Origin of the sequence: Synechococcus sp. H60.3 (assembly GCF_047462295.1) — a bacterium.
Taxonomy (GTDB): domain Bacteria; phylum Cyanobacteriota; class Cyanobacteriia; order Thermostichales; family Thermostichaceae; genus Thermostichus.
Genome location: NZ_JANSIY010000040.1, coordinates 1 through 17,719 on the forward strand (window position 1 = coordinate 1; position 17,719 = coordinate 17,719).

Annotated in this window: 17 protein-coding genes; 9 read left to right on the forward strand and 8 right to left on the reverse strand. The window is 60.4% G+C overall.

What is annotated here, in order from left to right; translation table 11 throughout:
• Positions 1-948, forward strand: a 948-nt coding sequence (locus NW841_RS06070) for a prohibitin family protein (protein ID WP_414385816.1), incomplete at its 5' end; no start/stop codon positions are given.
• Here NW841_RS06070 and NW841_RS06075 read toward each other — a convergent pair.
• The gene (locus NW841_RS06075; protein ID WP_414385817.1) at positions 949-1,587 is read right to left on the reverse strand and encodes a ComF family protein; all 639 of its coding nucleotides are present in this window, start codon (positions 1,585-1,587) and stop codon (positions 949-951) included.
• Between the two features lie 196 nt (positions 1,588-1,783).
• Here NW841_RS06075 and rpsL point away from each other — a divergent pair, with 196 nt between their 5' ends.
• The 6 genes from rpsL to dapB all read left to right on the forward strand — a co-directional run bounded on the left by rpsL (position 1,784) and on the right by dapB (position 7,608).
• The gene (gene rpsL / locus NW841_RS06080) at positions 1,784-2,191 is read left to right on the forward strand and encodes a 30S ribosomal protein S12 (protein ID WP_414363846.1); all 408 of its coding nucleotides are present in this window, start codon (positions 1,784-1,786) and stop codon (positions 2,189-2,191) included.
• Positions 2,192-2,256: 65 nt separating this feature from the next.
• Positions 2,257-2,727 (forward strand): 30S ribosomal protein S7, encoded by a 471-nt coding sequence (gene rpsG, locus NW841_RS06085; protein ID WP_414363847.1) that lies wholly within the window; start codon positions 2,257-2,259, stop codon positions 2,725-2,727.
• A gap of 157 nt (positions 2,728-2,884) precedes the next feature.
• Positions 2,885-5,017 carry an elongation factor G gene (fusA, locus tag NW841_RS06090; RefSeq protein WP_414385819.1) on the forward strand — a complete coding sequence of 711 codons (2,133 nt, stop codon included), beginning with the start codon at positions 2,885-2,887 and terminating at the stop codon, positions 5,015-5,017.
• 22 nt (positions 5,018-5,039) lie between these two features.
• On the forward strand, positions 5,040-6,269 hold the full coding sequence (tuf, locus tag NW841_RS06095) for an elongation factor Tu (protein WP_414363849.1): 1,230 nt from the start codon (positions 5,040-5,042) through the stop codon (positions 6,267-6,269).
• Positions 6,270-6,362: 93 nt separating this feature from the next.
• A complete protein-coding gene (rpsJ, locus tag NW841_RS06100; RefSeq protein WP_011430161.1) occupies positions 6,363-6,680 on the forward strand; it encodes a 30S ribosomal protein S10 in 318 nt (105 codons plus the stop codon).
• 91 nt (positions 6,681-6,771) lie between these two features.
• A complete protein-coding gene (gene dapB, locus NW841_RS06105; RefSeq protein ID WP_414363875.1) occupies positions 6,772-7,608 on the forward strand; it encodes a 4-hydroxy-tetrahydrodipicolinate reductase in 837 nt (278 codons plus the stop codon).
• Here the strand turns inward: dapB and NW841_RS06110 are convergent.
• From NW841_RS06110 to pcrA, 7 genes are all read right to left on the reverse strand, one after another.
• The gene (locus tag NW841_RS06110; RefSeq protein WP_414385821.1) at positions 7,605-8,516 is read right to left on the reverse strand and encodes a methylenetetrahydrofolate reductase; all 912 of its coding nucleotides are present in this window, start codon (positions 8,514-8,516) and stop codon (positions 7,605-7,607) included. The two genes, dapB and NW841_RS06110, sit on opposite strands and share 4 nt — an antisense overlap.
• A 94-nt stretch (positions 8,517-8,610) precedes the next feature.
• Positions 8,611-10,131, reverse strand: a complete 1,521-nt coding sequence (locus tag NW841_RS06115; protein WP_414385822.1) for a hypothetical protein — start codon at positions 10,129-10,131, stop codon at positions 8,611-8,613.
• 169 nt (positions 10,132-10,300) lie between these two features.
• Positions 10,301-11,155: a DUF2993 domain-containing protein gene (locus NW841_RS06120; protein WP_414385824.1), complete on the reverse strand. Its 855-nt coding sequence runs from the start codon at positions 11,153-11,155 to the stop codon at positions 10,301-10,303.
• 108 nt (positions 11,156-11,263) lie between these two features.
• The gene (locus tag NW841_RS06125) at positions 11,264-12,604 is read right to left on the reverse strand and encodes an NAD(P)/FAD-dependent oxidoreductase (protein ID WP_414385825.1); all 1,341 of its coding nucleotides are present in this window, start codon (positions 12,602-12,604) and stop codon (positions 11,264-11,266) included.
• Between the two features lie 8 nt (positions 12,605-12,612).
• Complete coding sequence (locus NW841_RS06130; RefSeq protein WP_414385827.1) at positions 12,613-12,840, reverse strand: hypothetical protein; 228 nt, start codon at positions 12,838-12,840, stop codon at positions 12,613-12,615.
• Between the two features lie 13 nt (positions 12,841-12,853).
• Positions 12,854-13,636, reverse strand: a complete 783-nt coding sequence (gene tatC, locus NW841_RS06135) for a twin-arginine translocase subunit TatC (RefSeq protein ID WP_414363854.1) — start codon at positions 13,634-13,636, stop codon at positions 12,854-12,856.
• 373 nt (positions 13,637-14,009) lie between these two features.
• On the reverse strand, positions 14,010-16,373 hold the full coding sequence (gene pcrA, locus NW841_RS06140) for a DNA helicase PcrA (protein WP_414385828.1): 2,364 nt from the start codon (positions 16,371-16,373) through the stop codon (positions 14,010-14,012).
• 235 nt (positions 16,374-16,608) lie between these two features.
• Between pcrA and NW841_RS06145 the strand changes: the two genes are divergently transcribed.
• Both NW841_RS06145 and NW841_RS06150 read left to right on the forward strand, forming a co-directional pair.
• Positions 16,609-17,124 (forward strand): hypothetical protein, encoded by a 516-nt coding sequence (locus NW841_RS06145; protein ID WP_414385830.1) that lies wholly within the window; start codon positions 16,609-16,611, stop codon positions 17,122-17,124.
• 84 nt (positions 17,125-17,208) lie between these two features.
• Positions 17,209-17,719, forward strand: a 511-nt coding sequence (locus NW841_RS06150) for a hypothetical protein (RefSeq protein WP_414385832.1), incomplete at its 3' end; no start/stop codon positions are given.

Genomic DNA, 17,719 nt, shown 5'->3' on the forward strand with positions numbered 1-17,719 from the left:
TCAGCCACTATGTATTCAACAGAAGAAGCACACCAGAGTAAAGTTGGTTGGCTAACTTTGGGCGGGATTGCCCTCTTGGCAGCTTTGGGGATGCTCCGCGCCTGCGTGTATGTCACTTTGCCCGGCCATGCCACGGTGGTGTTTAATACCTTTTCTGGGTTGCAAAAGGGGCGGGTAGAATTGCCGGGAGTGATGTTCCGGATCCCGGGGATCGAGACGCCAATCACCTACAGCGTGCTCACCCGCGTTTGGGAGTTTACCAACAACCCCAACTCGGCCAATGCCATCAGCAATGCCATCACGGTAAACACTGCTGACGGGCAGGCTTTTGCCGTCGATGTGGCCATTGCCCTCAGGCCCAACCTTGCCACTTTGGACGAGCTGCACGCCACCATCGGCGAGAACTATCTTGTGACAGTGGTGGTGCCGGTAGTGCGCTCCAAGATCCGCGATATCTCTGCTTCTTTCGATTCCGAAGATTTTTACCGCAAAAGCCAACGCACAGCCATCGAGCAGCGGGCCCTGGACTTGATCCGCCAAGAGATGCCCACCGTCAACCGCGATGGCCAAGCCCTGCCCCTGATCCAGGTAGAGGGCCTCTTTCTGGGCAACCCCGATTTTCCACAAGCCCTGCGAGATTCCATTGAACGCAAACAGGTGGCCTCGATTACGGCACAAACAGCAGCGGTGCGGGCGCAAATTCAACAAAAAGAAACCGAGCGGCTGTTGATCCTAGCGGCAGCCAACCAGCGGGCCATCGAGCTAAAGGGACAGGCGGCAGCGGAAAACGCGCAACTGGCGGATCTGCTGTTTTACGAAAAGCTGCAGGAGCGCATCCAAAACCCGGCGGACTCACTGCCACCTCTGCGCATCATTCGCGTCGAGGGGGATGCCACCGTGTTCCTCAACGTGGATCCCCGACAGGCAGCCGCGCAACAGGCCCAATAGTCAGGCCTGGCCACGCCGTCGGAGCTCCCAGGGCAGGGTGGGGTGGTGGGCAGCCGGCTGCGCTTTGGCCACAACAATCACCCCGGCCACCGGGATCCCAGCGGCAACCAAGACCTGCTGCGCCGCTTGAACGGTGGAGCCGGTGGTGTAGATGTCATCCACCAACAGAACTGGGGTGGCGGGAGCGTGCTGGAGGGCAAAGGCGCCTGCCAGATTTTGCTGGCGTTGCAGCGGGTTGAGCTCATATTGGGCCGCCGTGGCCCGCACCCGCACCAAAGCTTCAGGTAAATGTCTTAGACCCGTCCGCTCACAAAAGGCTTGGCTGATCAGGGCCGCCTGATTGTAGCCCCGTTGCCGCAGGCGCTCCGCATGCAGCGGGATGGGGACGACCGTATAGTCCGAGCCGTAGGCCCTACGAGAGCCTGAAGAGGGTTGCCGGCTTTCGAGCCAACGGGATCCCAGCCATTCCCCCAAAACCGTGCCTATGCGCCGCTGTCCTTCATATTTCAGGCAATAGAGAGCCCTGCGCAGCGCTCCCCGGTGGATCCCCCAAGCATAAAGCGGCCAAGGCGAAGTGGTGACCGGCCAAGAGTCGAGCCGCTCCGCCTGCAACCGCCTCTGGCAATCTCGACAAAACACACCCCTAGCGGGGCGCTGGCAGAGCGGACAGGGAAGCGCAATCCACCAATCCAGCCACTCCATGGCCAAGTTCCACGGCTAGCCTCAGTCTAGCCGCAAGGGGAGGGCTAGAGAGCTGACAAAGTTGACGGCGGGATCCCTGCTTGCTAGGATTAGGTACTGCTGAATCATCAAGACTAGCCCTTGTAGCCAACCCATGCCCACCATTCAGCAACTCATTCGCGAAGAGCGCAAGGCTGCCACTCGCAAGACCAAGGCACCTGCCCTGAAAGGATGTCCGCAGCGGCGGGGAGTTTGCACCCGAGTGTACACGACAACGCCCAAGAAGCCCAACTCGGCTTTGCGGAAGGTGGCACGGGTTCGCCTCACCTCTGGCTTTGAAGTTACTGCTTACATCCCCGGCATTGGCCACAACCTACAAGAGCACTCGGTGGTTATGATTCGCGGCGGGCGGGTCAAGGACTTGCCTGGCGTGCGCTATCACATTATTCGGGGCACGCTCGACGCCGCAGGAGTGAAAGACCGCAAGCAAGGCCGCTCCAAATACGGGGCAAAACGGCCCAAGCCTGGCCAAGCGCCGGCCGCCACTGGCAAGAAGAAATAATAGCTTCCTCTAAACGTCAGCCTTTGTATCCTGCCTTCAGCTTCTAAGCAAGTTCCACAGCTCCTATGTCTCGCCGCAACCGTGCCCCTCGTCGTGACGTACCCCCGGATCCCAAGTACGGGAGCCGTTTGGTTACCATGCTGATCCGCAAGTTGATGATGAGGGGCAAGGCTTCTCTTGCCGCCAGGATCCTCTACGACGCCCTAGAGATTGTGCGAGAGCGCACCGGTCAGGATCCGCTACCTGTACTGGAAAGTGCTGTTCGCAACGCTACCCCCTTGGTGGAGGTGAAAGCGCGGCGGGTGGGTGGCGCTACCTATCAGGTGCCTGTGGAGGTAAGAGCAGAGCGAGGAACCTCGTTGGCGCTGCGCTGGCTAGTCACCTTTTCCCGCACCCGTCCAGGGCGCACCATGTCTGCCAAGTTAGCCAATGAGATTATGGATGCGGCCAACGAAACCGGCAACGCCATCCGCCGGCGAGAAGAAGTCCATCGCATGGCCGAGGCCAACAAAGCCTTTGCCCACTACCGCTACTGAGCCCTGCTGGCCGAGCGAAGGAGGATGTTGCTGGGATCCCTTCCCATCTGCTGAGATCTGGGCTGGATCTAGAGGAGAAGGGGCAAAAAAAGACTAGAATTGTAAAGGTTTTTTTAGTTTGCCCGAGTCGCAGGGCGACGAGGATTGGGAGGTTGACGTGGCACGCACAGTTCCCCTGGAACGAGTTCGAAATATTGGTATCGCGGCCCACATCGATGCCGGCAAGACCACGACCACAGAGCGGATCCTCTTCTATTCCGGTCTGGTGCACAAGATTGGCGAGGTTCATGAGGGAACCACGGTAACCGACTGGATGGCTCAGGAACGGGAGCGGGGCATCACCATCACGGCCGCGGCCATCACCACCCGTTGGACCAAGCGGGATCCCAAAAACCCCTCCCAACCTCTCGCTGGCGCGCCGGAATACACCATCAACATCATCGATACGCCAGGGCACGTGGACTTCACCATCGAGGTGGAGCGATCAATGCGGGTGCTGGACGGGGTAATCGCCGTCTTCGACTCGGTGGGGGGCGTGCAGCCGCAGTCGGAAACCGTCTGGCGGCAGGCCAACCGCTACAACGTGCCTCGCATCGCCTTCGTCAACAAGATGGATCGCATGGGGGCCAATTTCCTTAAGGTTTATAACCAGATTCGGGAGCGCCTCAAAGCCAACGCCGTGCCCATCCAACTGCCCATCGGGGCCGAAGACGAGTTTCGCGGCATCGTCGATCTGGTGCGCCTGCAGGCCAATATCTACATGGATGAGATCGGCAAGGACATTCGCCCTGCCCCTATCCCCGAAGAGATGAAGGATCTGGTGACGGAATACCGGGCCAAGCTGGTGGAAGCGGTGGCCGAGACCGACGAGGCCCTAATGGAGAAATACTTTGCCGAGGAGGATCTGAGCGAAGCCGACCTCATGGCTGGTCTGCGCAAAGGCACCATCAGCGGCCAAATTGTGCCCCTGCTGTGCGGCTCTGCCTTCAAGAACAAGGGTGTGCAGATGCTGCTGGACGCGGTGGTGGACTACCTCCCTTCTCCCATCGATATTCCCGCCATCAAGGGGGTACTGCCGGACGGGTCGGAGGTGTCGCGCAAGGCCAGCGACGACGAGCCCTTCTCCGCTCTGGCCTTCAAGCTGATGAGCGACAAGTACGGAGACCTCACCTTTATCCGCGTTTACTCTGGGGTGCTAACCAAGGGCACCTATGTGCTCAACTCCACCAAAAACAAAAAAGAGCGCATCTCTCGCCTGGTGGTGCTCAAAGCGGACGAGCGTCTAGATGTAGATGAGCTGCGAGCAGGCGATCTGGGAGCTGTGTTGGGCCTGAAAGATACCACCACCGGAGACACCCTCTGCGACGAAAACGCGCCGGTAATCCTGGAGTCCCTATATATCCCCGAGCCGGTGATCTCGGTGGCCGTCGAGCCCAAGACCAAGGCTGATATCGACAAACTCTCCAAAGCGCTGCAGGCCCTGGCCAAGGAGGATCCCACCTTCCGCGTCTCGGTGGATCCAGAGACCAACCAAACCATCATCTCCGGCATGGGCGAGCTCCACCTGGAGATTCTGGTGGATCGGATGCTGCGGGAGTTCAACGTAGAAGCTAACGTGGGCAACCCCCAAGTGGCCTACCGCGAAACCATCCGCAAGCCAGTTAGCCGCGTGGAAGGAAAGTTCATCCGCCAGACTGGCGGCCGCGGCCAGTACGGCCATGTGGTCATCGACCTGGAGCCAGCAGAACCGGGTACGGGGTTCGAGTTTGTCTCCAAAATTGTGGGTGGTGTCATCCCCAAAGAGTACATTCCGCCTGCCGAGCAAGGGATCCGCGAAGCCTGCGAGTCCGGGGTCTTGGCTGGCTATCCTCTGATCGATATTCGCGTCACCCTGGTGGACGGCTCCTACCACGAGGTGGACTCCAGCGAAATGGCCTTCAAGATCGCCGGCTCGATGGCGCTGAAGGAGGCTGCTCGCAGAGCCAACCCCGTCCTGCTGGAGCCAATGATGAAGGTGGAGGTGGAAGTTCCCGAAGCCTTTGTCGGGGATGTTATTGGAGACATCAACGCCCGTCGCGGCCAGATGGAGGGGATGAGTACAGAGGGTGGCATCTCCAAGGTCAATGCCAAGGTTCCCTTGGCGGAGATGTTTGGATATGCCACCGACATCCGCTCCAAAACCCAAGGGCGGGGCATCTTTACGATGGAGTTCAGCCACTACGAGGAAGTTCCTCGCAGTATTGCCGAAGCCATCATCGCCAAAAGCAAAGGAAGTGGAGTAACCAACTGAAATTAAAAGGAAGTGACGATTCATGGCACGCGCTAAGTTTGAACGTACCAAGCCGCACGTCAACGTTGGCACCATTGGCCACGTCGACCACGGTAAGACGACGTTGACCGCCGCCATTACTATGACCTTGGCTGCTTTGGGTCAGGCCACAGCCAAGCGGTATGACGAGATCGACGCGGCGCCAGAGGAGAGAGCCCGCGGTATTACCATCAATACTGCCCACGTGGAGTACCAGACGGAGAAGCGTCACTACGCCCACGTGGACTGCCCCGGCCACGCTGACTACGTGAAAAACATGATCACGGGCGCGGCCCAGATGGACGGGGCCATCCTGGTGGTCTCGGCGGCCGATGGGCCAATGCCGCAGACGCGGGAGCACATCCTGTTGGCCCGTCAGGTGGGGGTACCCAGCTTGGTGGTCTTCCTCAACAAGGTGGACATGGTGGACGACGAGGAGCTGCTGGAGCTGGTGGAGCTGGAGGTGCGGGAGCTTCTCTCCAAGTACGACTTCCCCGGCGACGAAATCCCAATTGTCAGGGGATCCGCTCTCAAGGCTCTGGAAAGGATGCAGGCCAACCCCAAAACCCAGCGGGGTGAGGATCCCTGGGTGGACAAGATCTACGAGCTGATGGATGCGGTGGACTCCTACATTCCGACGCCGGAGCGGGATGTAGACAAGCCCTTCCTGATGGCGGTGGAAGATGTCTTCTCGATCACCGGTCGCGGTACGGTGGCGACGGGCCGGATCGAGCGGGGCCGCATCAAAGTTGGCGAAACCGTGGAGCTGGTGGGATTGCGAGAAACCCGTTCCACCACCGTTACCGGTCTAGAGATGTTCCAGAAGACCCTGGACGAGGGGATTGCTGGCGACAACGTCGGCGTGCTGCTGCGGGGTATTCAGAAGAACGAGGTGGAGCGGGGTATGGTGCTGGCCAAGCCCAAGACCATTACTCCTCACACCCAGTTCGAGTCGGAGGTTTACGTCCTCAAGAAGGAAGAGGGCGGACGTCACACTCCCTTCTTCGCTGGCTATCGTCCTCAGTTCTACGTGCGTACCACCGACGTCACCGGCACCATCACTTCCTTCACGGCTGACGACGGCTCTAAGCCGGAGATGGTGATGCCCGGCGACCGTGTCAGGATGACGGTAGAGCTGATCCAGCCCATCGCCATCGAGCAAGGGATGCGCTTTGCCATTCGCGAGGGCGGTCGTACCGTAGGGGCCGGTGTGGTCTCTAAGATCCTGAAGTAAGCGGCTTTCTCCTGGCAGGGATTGGGCGCTGGTCACTCCAGGCAAGCTCGATCCCTGCCATTTTTTTGAGTACACCCTACCTTCTCTCTGACTATGGCTACCTTGACGCAACAGAAAATTCGGATCCGCCTAAAGGCCTACGACCATCGGCTGCTGGATACTTCCTGCGACAAAATTGTGGACACAGCCCGCCGTACGGAGGCTGTGCCGGTTGGCCCGATCCCTTTGCCGACGCGGCGTCGCCTCTACTGTGTGCTGCGTTCCCCCCACACGGATAAGGATTCGCGGGAACATTTTGAAGTTCGCACCCACCGCCGCATTATCGACATCTACTCCCCCTCTTCCAAAACCATCGATGCTTTGATGAAGCTGGATCTGCCGGCAGGGGTAGACATCGAGGTGAAATTGTGAGGCTCCGCTTGGGGATCCAGCGCTAGGTGAGGCAAGGGGGCAGGTGGTGACAACAGCGGTCGAGCAAGAAGGACGAGAAGAGGGCGCCGCCATTGGTGAGGGGACGGCGGCTCCTGAGCCCATCCCGGTCTTGGTGGTGGGAGCTTTGGGCAAGATGGGGCGGGAGGTGGTGCGGGCGGTGGCCCAAACCCCCGACATGAAGTTGGTGGGGGCGGTGGCCCGTTCCCAGTTGGGCGCGGACATTGGTGAGGTGTTGGGCCTGGGATCCCTGGGAGTAGAGATTACCGAGGATCTGGCAGGTCAGTTGCTGCGGCTGTCGCAGCGGAGTACCCGAGGTGTTATGGTGGACTTCACCCATCCGCGCTCCGTGTATGAAAATGTCCGCTCGGCCATTGCTTTTGGGGTGCGGCCGGTGGTGGGGACGACGGGCCTGACGTCGGAGCAGGTGGAGCGGCTGCGGGATCTGGCAGACAAGTCCGGTGTGGGCTGTCTAATCGCGCCCAACTTTGCCATCGGCATGATCCTGCTGCAGCAGATGGCTCTGCAGGCGGCCCAATATTTCGATCACGTGGAGATTGTCGAGCTGCACCACAACCGCAAAGCCGATGCCCCCAGCGGCACGGCTCTACAGACAGCGCAACGGCTGGGACAACTGGGCAAAGCCTTTAACCCGCCCGAGGTGGAAGAAAAGGAGCTGCTCCCCGGCTCGCGGGGAGGGATCCCCGGCCCCAATATCCCCATCCACAGCGTTCGCCTGCCGGGGCTAGTCGCCCACCAGGAGGTGATCTTCGGCGGCATGGGGCAGACGTTGACCTTGAGACACGACATCACGGATCGGGTGGCTTTCATGCCGGGAGTGATCCTGGGCATTCGCAAGGTGCTGCAGCTCAAGGGGCTGGTCTATGGCTTGGAGCAGGTGTTGAGCTAGCTGCTTAGGGGCGGGATCCCAGCCTCGTCCAGGATGTGCGGGATGAGGTGTTCGGCCTTGACGGCCATGAGGTGTACGCCGTGACAGATCTGGCGAGCCTGGCGCACCTGTTCGGCAGCAATGCGGATCCCTTCTGCCAGGGGATCGGGGGCATCGGCCAGCCGCTGGATGATGGCGTCCGGGATCTGCACCCCCGGCAAGTTGCGGTTGATGAAAAGGGCGTTTTTGGCGGATTTGAGCAGGAAGATGCCCGCCAGGATAGGCTTGCCGGCGGGGCGGCCCAGCTTGTCCATGAAACGCTCCAGTTGCTCGAAGTCGGTCACCATCTGGCTTTGGAAAAACTGGGCTCCGTTCTCCAGCTTGCGGTGGAAGCGCCGCTCCAGGCCGGAAAAGCTGCCGGACTGGGGTTCTACCGCTGCTCCGGGGAACAGGCAGGTGCCGCCGTCGGGGAGGGGCTTGCCGTTGCAGTCGAGGCCGTTGTTGAGGCGTTGGATAAGCTGCAGCAGGCGCACCGATTCCAGGTCAAAGACCGGGCGGGCGTCGGGACAATCGCCGATGTGGATGGGATCCCCGGTGAGGGCCAACACGTTGCGCAGGCCGAGGGCGGAAGCTCCCAACAGATCTCCTTGCAGAGCCAAGCGGTTGCGATCCCGACAGGCCAGTTGCAGGATGGGCTCAATGCCCGCCTGATGCAACAGCAGTGAGGCGGCCAGGGGGCTCATGCGGGCCATGGCGCGGTTGGAGTCCGTGACGTTGATGGCATGCACCCGACCCTTGAGCTGCTGGGCAAGAGACAGCAAGGTGCTGGTGTCGGATCCCTTGGGGGGGGTGATCTCAGCCGTGAGCAGAAATTCCCCCCGCTGGATGGCTTGGGCAAAGCGCGACGGCGGTGAGTAGGTCAGGGCCACAATTCTGGGAAGACCGAAAGAAAAAGCAGTGGGTTGGCCTATTATCGACTGTTTTGGGAGGGTTTTTCCAGCCGAGGCGCTGCTCCATCTTTTCTCAGGGCTTGGCTGAGGGCGAAGGGCTGGGCAGGGGCTGCACCCGCATTTCTCCCAGCCAGAGGGGGGGATCCCCTTGGTGCAAACGCTGCTGCCAGTTTGTCGCCGCCGCGGGCGGGATCCCCTGCGGACCCAGGGCCCAGCTCCAGCCAATCACCTGGGGCCACCGCCGGGCTTCCAAGCCTTCCAAAAAGGACTGGGCAGCTTCTGCGTCGGGGGGCAGGCCGCTGAGAATCAGGGGCAACTGGGGGTTAAAGGCCACAAGGCGACGGTAGAATGCTTCAAAAGCCTCAGGATCCCCCTTCACCTCCAGGCTCAGCCAGTCCACCCCTGGCAAGGCGGCCCAGGCAGACGCTGCCTCGTTATCCGCTCCCTCCAGCTCTAGAACCCAGAGCAAATTGGCATCAGAGCGCAGGGTTTGTATCAGGTGACGGTAGGCCCGTCGTTGCAGCTCGGTATCCCCGTCCCCAGCAGCTATGGCCAGGATAATCGGGGTAGCAAAGCGCTGGATGCCCCGGGCCCAAGAGCGCAAGGTCTCATCCTGTTCGCCCGCAGCCAGGGAAGAGAGGTGGGCCGGCTGCAGCCGCAGGCGCAGGTAGGGAACGGAGCCGCTCTCCCGCAGCCGATTGGCCAGGGGCTGGGGAAAATCCTGCCGCGGATCCCAGAGGTGCTCCACCGCTGCCCAGGCAGGGGGCTGGCCGATGGCCTGGCGATAGGACAAGAGCTGCTCCCAAGTTGGCATGCCCGACCAAATGACCCCATGATACAGCCGGCCCGTGGGGGGCGGCAGCGGCCTGCCCCGCTGAAAAGGGGCAGAATCGGGCGGGATGGGGGAGGTGAGGACAACCTGCAGCCGCAGAGACGGTGAGGGGGCAGGGGCGTCGGCCTCCGGTAGGGAGAAAGGGAAACTCCACGTGCGCTCCTCGAACCGACCTTGAGTAATCTGGCGGGCATAGAAGTCCTGAGGGGGCGGCAGCGGCTCGAGAGCCTCTTCCCCTAAGAAGGCTTTTTGGACGGCTAGGCGCACCCCCTCGCCAGGGTGAATCAGAGGCGTGGTGGTATCCAGGTGAAAGCTGCCGCTGAGGCGGGTAAAGGTCTTGTGGGGCTCAACTCGGAAAGAGAGCGTGAGCTGGTCAGGCCGATAGGTGCCCACGGCGGGGGAGGAGGGGGTGGGGAGCGGGGATCCCGGCTGCTCTGCCAAGCTCTCGCAGTCGGTGCAGGGAAGGAGAGCCTGCGGGTGGAGAGCGATGGGAGCCTTGCGGGCGGATTGCAACTGCTCAGATGTGATCACAAAGCTGGCCCAAAGGTGCTTCAAGTGGGGATCCCGGCCGGGTGGAATATCGGAGAAAGTTCGCCCTGGGGGTGTAGCCGTGCGTGTGCCGGCAGCCGTGCCATCTAGGGGCACCGTGGAGAATGCGTCGCTGGAACATCCCCCCAGCAACACCAGCGACAGGATTAGCGGCAGAGTCCCTAGGAGCAGGGGCCTAACGCTGGGTTGTAGCGGCGGCGATCCCCAAACCATGAACTCACCTCAATACACCACCCCTCCGCGTCCGCTTGGCAGCGGCTAGAGGGATTCTCGCCCAGCAGCCTCAGCCTTGGGTTTGATCCCGATCACAACTTGGCCACAGCAGAGCCCGCCGGCACCGCCCAAAGGCGAGCTCAAGGGGTTGAGCTCCGGCAACAGCCGGCTACCCCTGCGGCACTGCCGCCGCTTCCGGGTAGATGACCAACATTCCCTCGTAGAGGATTTGGCCGGGCTGCAACTCCAGGCGATCGATGCGCACGCCTGGATCCAACTGAATGGGAAAATCCGCCAGGCCGGGGATGGGGATCTCCTGCCCTTCGCTCACCCACAGGGGATTGACCAGCCGCAACTGGTTGGGGCCCTGGGCCTGTAGCCCGGTTAGCACCGTAACCGGCACCTCCACCCCCTCGGGAGTCACCAATTGGGCCTGGATGCGCAGCCGATTTTGCTCCAAGGTGACCTGGGGCTGGCGGATCAAGAAGGGCACCGCTTGACCTCCAAAGGGCAGTTGCACCTGTGCCTGGGCCAGTTGAGACTGGATGAGGGGAGCCTGAAGGGTGCGGTTAAGATCGTCTTCGGTGAGGCGCAAGCTCACCTGCACCGGCACGGGCGCCAACAGTTGCAGGGGGCTACGTCCTTGGATGGCTTCCCCTACATTGAGGCGAATATCCTGGCCCTGCAGCCGCAGGTGGCTGACCTGGAATCCCTGATAGATAAGGTTGTCTCCCGACACCTGGGCCTGGGGGATCTGGCCGTTCAAAATCTGGGCGTCGGAACCGGCGATCTGCACCTGCAAGTTGTCGACCTGCTGCACCTCAGAGCGAATCCAGGCGGCCACCAAAGGGCTGAGCAGGGATCCGGCAATCTGGGCAAATCCGGGCCAAGGCCAAAACATAGTGGGCAAGCCAAGCAGCAGTGCCAATCCTAGCCGCTGCCCTGCTGGCGAGAGCCGCTGGCGGCGACGGGCTGCAAGAGAAGAGGGATCCGGGGCAGGCCGACGGCAAGACGGGAACAGCACGGGGTACCTCAGGAGCGACGACAGGCAACATTTCTCTGGCCAAACTATGACTAGGCTAAGGCAGGACTGCTCCACCGAACAGAGGGATCCCCCGCACACTTGGAGGAGCTACCCATCCGTCAACTGCCACCAAAGATACCCCAGCCGCAGGTAGTGAAGCCGCAGCCAGGGGAAAGGGAAAACGCGCGGCGGCTGGCGAAAGAGGGCGCTAATCTGGGGTCGGACGCCGGCCACCTCCTGGGCTAGGATTTTGCCCGCCCACACCGCTGTGGCCACGCCGCTGCCATGGTAGGCCAGGCCATACCACAAGCTGGGATCCGTCGGCGAAGAACTGATATGGGGGTGAAGCTGCCGCGAAAGGCAGACCAGGCCGTTCCAAGCGTACTCGATCTCCACCCCCTCCCAGGCGGGAAAGAGACGGTAAAGCTGCCGAGTCATCCAAGCCTGCAGGCGCTGTCGTTCTGCCGGAGTATTGCGGGTGCCGCCCCGCCCCCCAAACAGCAGGCGCCCGTCCGGCAGGAGACGGTAGTAGAACAGCAGCCGTCGTGTGTCGTAGATTGGCGTCGGATCCCACCAGCCCTGAGCCCTTCGCTCCGCAGGCGTCAGAGGCCGGGTGACCAGAATGTTGGAAAGCACCGGCAGGAGGGATCCCGCCAGTTGGGGATACAGAGCCCCTGGAGTGTAGCCATTGGTGGCGATAACCAGGTGCCGCGCCCGCACCGTTCCCCTCGGCGTGTGGCAAAGGTGCTGGGATCCCACCTTTTCCCAGGCGATGACCGGGCTGGCGCTGTGCAGTTGCGCTCCCCACCTGTGGGCCGCTTGGGCCAGCCCTTGGATAAGCTTGAGGGGGTTGAGGCCAAACCCCACTCCGATGTGCAGAGCGCCATGGTTCTCTTGGCTATCGAAGCCCCGTTCTCGCAGCTCCTTGGGACTGAGGAGCTGGGCCGGGTAGCCGGCCACCTGGGTGTAGATTTGGTACTCGGCCTCCAATTCCCGCCAAGCGCTGGGGCGGTGGGCCACCGCGTACCAACCTTGACCCTGGGCATCTAGGGAAAAGCCCTCGGTAGTAGCCAGCTCTTGGACGGTTTCTACTGCCTGCCGCTGATCCCGGTAGTAGCGCTCCGTCTCTGCCAGGCCTATCCGCCGTACCATCTGGGTGTGGGTAAGGTAGCTCGCCCCCACGCCGCAGAAACCGCCGTTGCGCCCCGAGGCCCCCCAGCCGAGGGATCCCGCCTCCAGCAGACAGGCCGAGATACCGTGATCGCGGGCCAGGTGCAGGGCCGTCGACAGCCCCGTCAATCCTCCCCCCAGGATAGCCACCTCGGCCTCAACCGAGCCTTGCAAAGGCGCCGGATATCGCCAACTGGGATCCGCGATCGTGCTGTCCCAGTAGCTGCCAACCGGATAGGAGGGATCGTAAGTGCTGGCCGGATAAAGAGTTGTTTTCAAGCCAAAAATCATACAATCAGACAAAAGCAGCAGCTCAGCAGGTGGTCAGAGATGATGGCGCGGAGGGTACTCCCGTAGGCCAGGGCGGATCCCAGCCAAACCACCGCCACCATGGTCAGAAGCAAAGATATCCAGGCTCCTTTTTCCCGCAGACAGCCCTTGCCCCCCGGCTCAGAGCTCTCGGAAAGCAGTACCTCTACCCTTGGCTCGGAAAATCCAGAGGCCAGAACTAGCACCTACAGCCGTGGGTCATTTGCCAAGTAGCTTCACCAGCAGAATGCCGAACAAGTACAGGAACGTCACGGCGCCAGCCAAGAGACTTTGGGTGAGGGGATCCGTCGAAGGGGTGAGAACGGCTCCCGCCACCACCGAACCCAGGACAACATAGCGCCAACCCTTGAACATCTGCTCAGCAGTTACCAGACCCAAGGCTCCCAGCAGCGCCTGCAAAATCGGCACCTGAAAGGCCAAGCCAGTGCTGAACATCAGCAGCAGCACAAACTCAAAGTAGCGGTCGATGGACCAGGCCTGATCCACCACCCCTTCGCCATAGCGAATGAAGAAGTTGAGCGCCGCCGGAATGAGGAGGTAATAGGCGAAGACCAAGCCAGCCACAAACAAAAGGCTGGATCCCAACACCACCGGCCCCAGCAGCCTGCGCTCCTTCACGCTCAGCCCCGGCAAGACAAAGCGGGCAATTTGGTAAAGCACAAAGGGCGTGGCCAAGAGCAGCCCCGAATAGGCCGCCACCTTCATAGAGACGAAAAAATACTCGCCCGGCGCCAGTTGCAAGAAGGTCACCCCTTGAGCAGGCACCTCCAGCAGGGCGACGATGCGGTTCACCACCAGAAAACAGGCGACGATACATAAGGCCACCGCAATTACACTGGCCAAGAGGCGGCTGCGCAACTCCTCCAGATGCTCCATCAAGGTCATCTCGACCTCGTAGGGAAACTCCGGATCTGGCACCCGAGCAGGCTCAGGCGTTGACGGAGCTTGCTGCGAGGATTCGGTCTCAGAGGCAAGGGTCATGGGCCGACGGGTAACGAAACCTTTCCCGCTATCTTAGCCCTGCCCCCCCCTCAAGGAAAAGCGCCCGCCCACTACATGCTTCTCTTGCCAAGATGCTCCTGGCAGGGACATCCTCTGCCGCTAAGCCCTGCCAGGCGGGAGCTGCCACTGCCCAAAGTTTCTGCTTCACCAGACTAGCATCCTTCCTAGTCAGAAAACGGTTGCCCCACGGCCCTGAGCCATCTCCCTGGCGCAAGCAGCCGCAAAGTTCCCCCTTCAGGTGTCATGCCAGGTCAGCAAGTCCGTCGTTCCCGCGAGCGGTTCCTAGACTTGCAGTAATCCTCTCTTTTTGGACTGCCCACCCGGCATCTACAGCCCCTTTGAGTCCAGCTAGCTAGCTGAGCTTTTGAATGGGCGCGATGCGGGGATCCAAAATTTTTCGGCCAACGGCGGGAAATTTCACGGCCAAGGTAACCTGGTCGCCACTACCAAAGATGTGAGTAATTTGCCCCTGGCCAAATTTGGGGTGTTGCAGGCGATCTCCCACCGCCCACTGCTGGGGGCCCTGACGGCGAGCGGTCTTGGCCTTGGGCGTGGCCGCAGCCATGTTGTCCGCGGAGAACGAAAGCCCCCTGCCTCTCTCCCATTGGATCAGCTCTTGGGGCAGCTCACTCAAAAATAGAGAGGGGATGGCAGATTCGCGGTTGCCGTAGAGCCGCCGTTCGCTGGCGTGGCAGATAAACAATTGCTCACGGGCGCGGGTGATGCCCACGTAGCAGAGGCGCCGTTCTTCTTCCAAAGCAGCGGGATCCTCCAAAGCCCGAAAATTGGGAAATAGTCCCTGCTCTACCCCCACCAAAAATACGACCGGGAACTCCAGCCCTTTGGAAGCGTGCAACGTCATCAACGAAACTTTCTCAGCTCCCTCCTGAAGGTTGTCCAAATCCGAAGCCAAAGATACATTGCTCAAGAAAGCCTCAAGGCTGGGCTCCTCCTGTTCTTCTTCAAATTGACGGGCGGCGTTGTAGAGCTCCATTACGTTGGCGACTCTTTCCTCAGCCTCTCCCTGGGCCTTGAGATCTGCCAGATAGCCAGAATCCCGCAGCAATGCTTCCAAAAGAGTGGCAGCAGAAACCTGAGCCACTTGTTTGTGCCAATGTTCGATGAACCGGACAAACTGGATGACCGGCTTGGCGGAACGCCCCACCAAGTTGGTTACAGCAGCCTCGTCGCTGAGGAGAGTCCACAGGGGCACATTTAAGGCAGCCGCCGCTTCGGTTAGCTTGTCCAGAGTCGATTTGCCGATACCCCGCCGCGGCACATTGATAATGCGCAGCAGGCTAAAAGAGTCAGCAGGGTTGAGCACAGCCCGCAAATAGGCCAGCACATCCTTAATCTCTTTGCGATCGTAAAATCGCGGCCCGCCCACCACGGTGTAAGGGATCCCCCAGCGCAGCAGAACCTCTTCAAAGGGGCGAGACTGGGCATTGGTGCGGTAGAGAATGGCAAAATCTCCCCAGGAAAAGTTGGGATTTTGGCTGTGTAACCTGCGGATGGTGTTGACTACAAACTCAGCCTCAGCGATCTCGTCCTCCGCCTGGTAGCAAACGATGGGATTGCCCAAGGGGCGAGTTGGCCGGAGAACTTTATCAATGCGCTCGGTGTTTTTCTCAATGAGGACGTTAGCTGCCTGCAAAATAGTAGCTGTAGAGCGATAGTTTTCCTCCAGCTTGATCAGGGTGCGGGTATCGTCATCTGGGAGGCCATCGCCAAAGGTCTCTTGAAACTCCAGCAAAATGGTGAAGTCTGCCCCACGAAAGCGATAGATGCTTTGATCTGCATCTCCCACGACAAAGATCGACCGGTTTTTCCAATCCAACTGAGATCTGCGGGTCTCGCCGTTGGTGACCAGCAGCCGGATCAGCTCATACTGGGTGCGGTTGGTGTCTTGGTACTCGTCCACCAGAATGTGCCGGAAGCGCTGGTGCCAGTAAGCCAAGACCTGCTCATTTTGGCGAAACAGCTGTACCGGGATCCAAATTAAGTTGTCGAAGTCGAGGGCGTTATTGGCCGCCAGTTGATCTTCGTAGAGCTCGTAAACCTGAGCCAGGATGCGGCCCCGGAAGTTGGGCTGGTGTCGCTCCAGATCGGCGGGAGTCCAACCCTGGTTTTTGGCCTTGCTGATGGCGTACCGCACCGATCTTGGATCGAACTGGCGCTCATCTAAATTGAGTTGCTTAGTTACAATCTCTTTAACCAGGGATTGGGCGTCCGACTCATCGAAAATTGAGAAGTCACGAGTCCACTTGCGTCCCTTGGGATCCTGGTACTTTTCAATCTCCAGGCGCAAGACTTGGGCAAATAGGCTGTGGAACGTGCCGATCCAGAGGGGCTTAATCCAGCGGCGGTAAACGCTGGACTTCAAGCGCGTTGCTTGGGCCGGCTCCAGTTGCGCAAGTGGGATCCCAAACTGCTCCTGGGCCTCCTGCTCGGCAAAAAGCTGCTCGATGCGCTCTTTCATTTCGCGGGCGGCCTTGTTGGTGAAGGTAACAGCCAAAATCTCCTCCGGATCCACCCGATAGTGGCGGATGAGGTAGGCGATGCGGTGGGTAAGGGTGCGCGTCTTGCCGGAACCTGCCCCCGCCACCACCAGCAAGGGGCCGCAAAAGTGTTGCACCGCTTGGCGTTGAGAAGGATTGAGGCCATCCAACAAGGAGCCAGAAGTCATATCTGCCGCCAACGAGAAACTGCTTTCCATTATGGGCGCAGCCTGGCTGGCAACCCAACAGGCTTGGGAAGCCCAAAAGGTACTCTAGAGCGCCAAAGCTAAAGATGAAGACTGGTTAAGATTTGGCCAGCTCACCCCAGAACTTGCTGCTATGAAACGAGTTTTGCTTAGTTGCGGGGCCCCACCTAATTGCTGCCCGCTTGGCTTTCCAAAAAGACTGGTCGCTTTGGGGGTTGCTACCTTTGCTCTCCTCTCCGCGGGCCCGTTGGCTCCAGCTCAAGCCGGCAACTGCCCCAGCAACGGCAACCCCAACGCCCCTCTTACCCTGCAGCTGGAAAGCATTGCTGGGGATCGGCTCGACTTAAGTCAGTACGACGGCCTGCAGGTGCTGATCTTGACCAACAGCCAAACTCGCTCCCAAGCGGAGGCCCTCTCCAAAAGTTTGGCCCTGGAGTTTGGGCAAAATCCCCGCCTGCGCCAGATCGTGCTGATAGACGGCAGGGGGCTGCTGCTGGTGCGCAATTTGGTTTTGCAGGCCATTCGAGACAGCGTGCCGACGGATCCCCGCTTGGTTTCTCCGTTTGTCTATGTCTCGGTCGATTTCGAGGGATCAGCCATCCAAAAACTGCAGGAGGTGGCTGCCGAGGTGCTGCCCGGGATCGATTTTCGCCGCCAGGCCGCCTTGCTGCTTTTGGACAGTCAAGGCACCCTCCTGAGCGGGTTCGCCGATCTGGAGCAATCTAACCTCCGCATTCGCCAGTGCATTCGCACGCGCGTTTGACGGCCTTGGATCCCGCTTTTCCCCTGCCTCTTCCCAACCGCTAAACTGGTTTAGCAGAGCTATGGACAACCTTAAAACGGCTGGGTGCCGGGATCCATGCGCCACCAGCTCAAGACCTTAAACCAAATCCTCGACTACAAGCTAGCCGATCTGCGGCTGTTTGGCCGCGCCGAGCTGAAGGGTCAGGTGCTGAATGTGCTGCTGGAACGGCTGCCCGGCGATGTGGTGGACACGCTGCAGGTGATGGAGGTGGTGCGCAGCGCTGTCGAGGCCTCACTGCTGCAGGGGTTGCGCAAAGTCAACGTCTACCTCTGGTGCCGTGGTCAAACTGAAGCAGCGCCGGAGTGGAGTGAAAGCTTTGTGGTTGAGCCGTTGACCCTGAGCAGGCCGGAGGGAGCTTGGAGCCGCGCCTCCAGCTACCGGCAAGACTATCCCACCATGCGGGTGCTGCTTTTTGGCTTGGGCCTTTGCCTGGGTGGCCTCTACCTGCTGGGCTGGGAGCGGACGAGCGGGATCGACTGGATCCCAGTGGCGTTGGCCTTCGGCTTGGGGGTGATCTTCCCCTGGCTCAAACGCTCCCTCAACCAGTGGGTTC

What these genes read in the sequence shown, in the direction of transcription:
- NW841_RS06115 (WP_414385822.1), bottom strand. Translation starts at nt 10,131, where the DNA reads ATGGTTTGGGGATCGCCGCCGCTACAACCCAGCGTTAGGCCCCTGCTC.
- rpsL (WP_414363846.1), top strand. Translation starts at nt 1,784, where the DNA reads ATGCCCACCATTCAGCAACTCATTCGCGAAGAGCGCAAGGCTGCCACT.
- tuf (WP_414363849.1), top strand. Translation starts at nt 5,040, where the DNA reads ATGGCACGCGCTAAGTTTGAACGTACCAAGCCGCACGTCAACGTTGGC.
- rpsJ (WP_011430161.1), top strand. Translation starts at nt 6,363, where the DNA reads ATGGCTACCTTGACGCAACAGAAAATTCGGATCCGCCTAAAGGCCTAC.
- pcrA (WP_414385828.1), bottom strand. Translation starts at nt 16,373, where the DNA reads ATGGAAAGCAGTTTCTCGTTGGCGGCAGATATGACTTCTGGCTCCTTG.
- rpsG (WP_414363847.1), top strand. Translation starts at nt 2,257, where the DNA reads ATGTCTCGCCGCAACCGTGCCCCTCGTCGTGACGTACCCCCGGATCCC.
- tatC (WP_414363854.1), bottom strand. Translation starts at nt 13,636, where the DNA reads ATGACCCTTGCCTCTGAGACCGAATCCTCGCAGCAAGCTCCGTCAACG.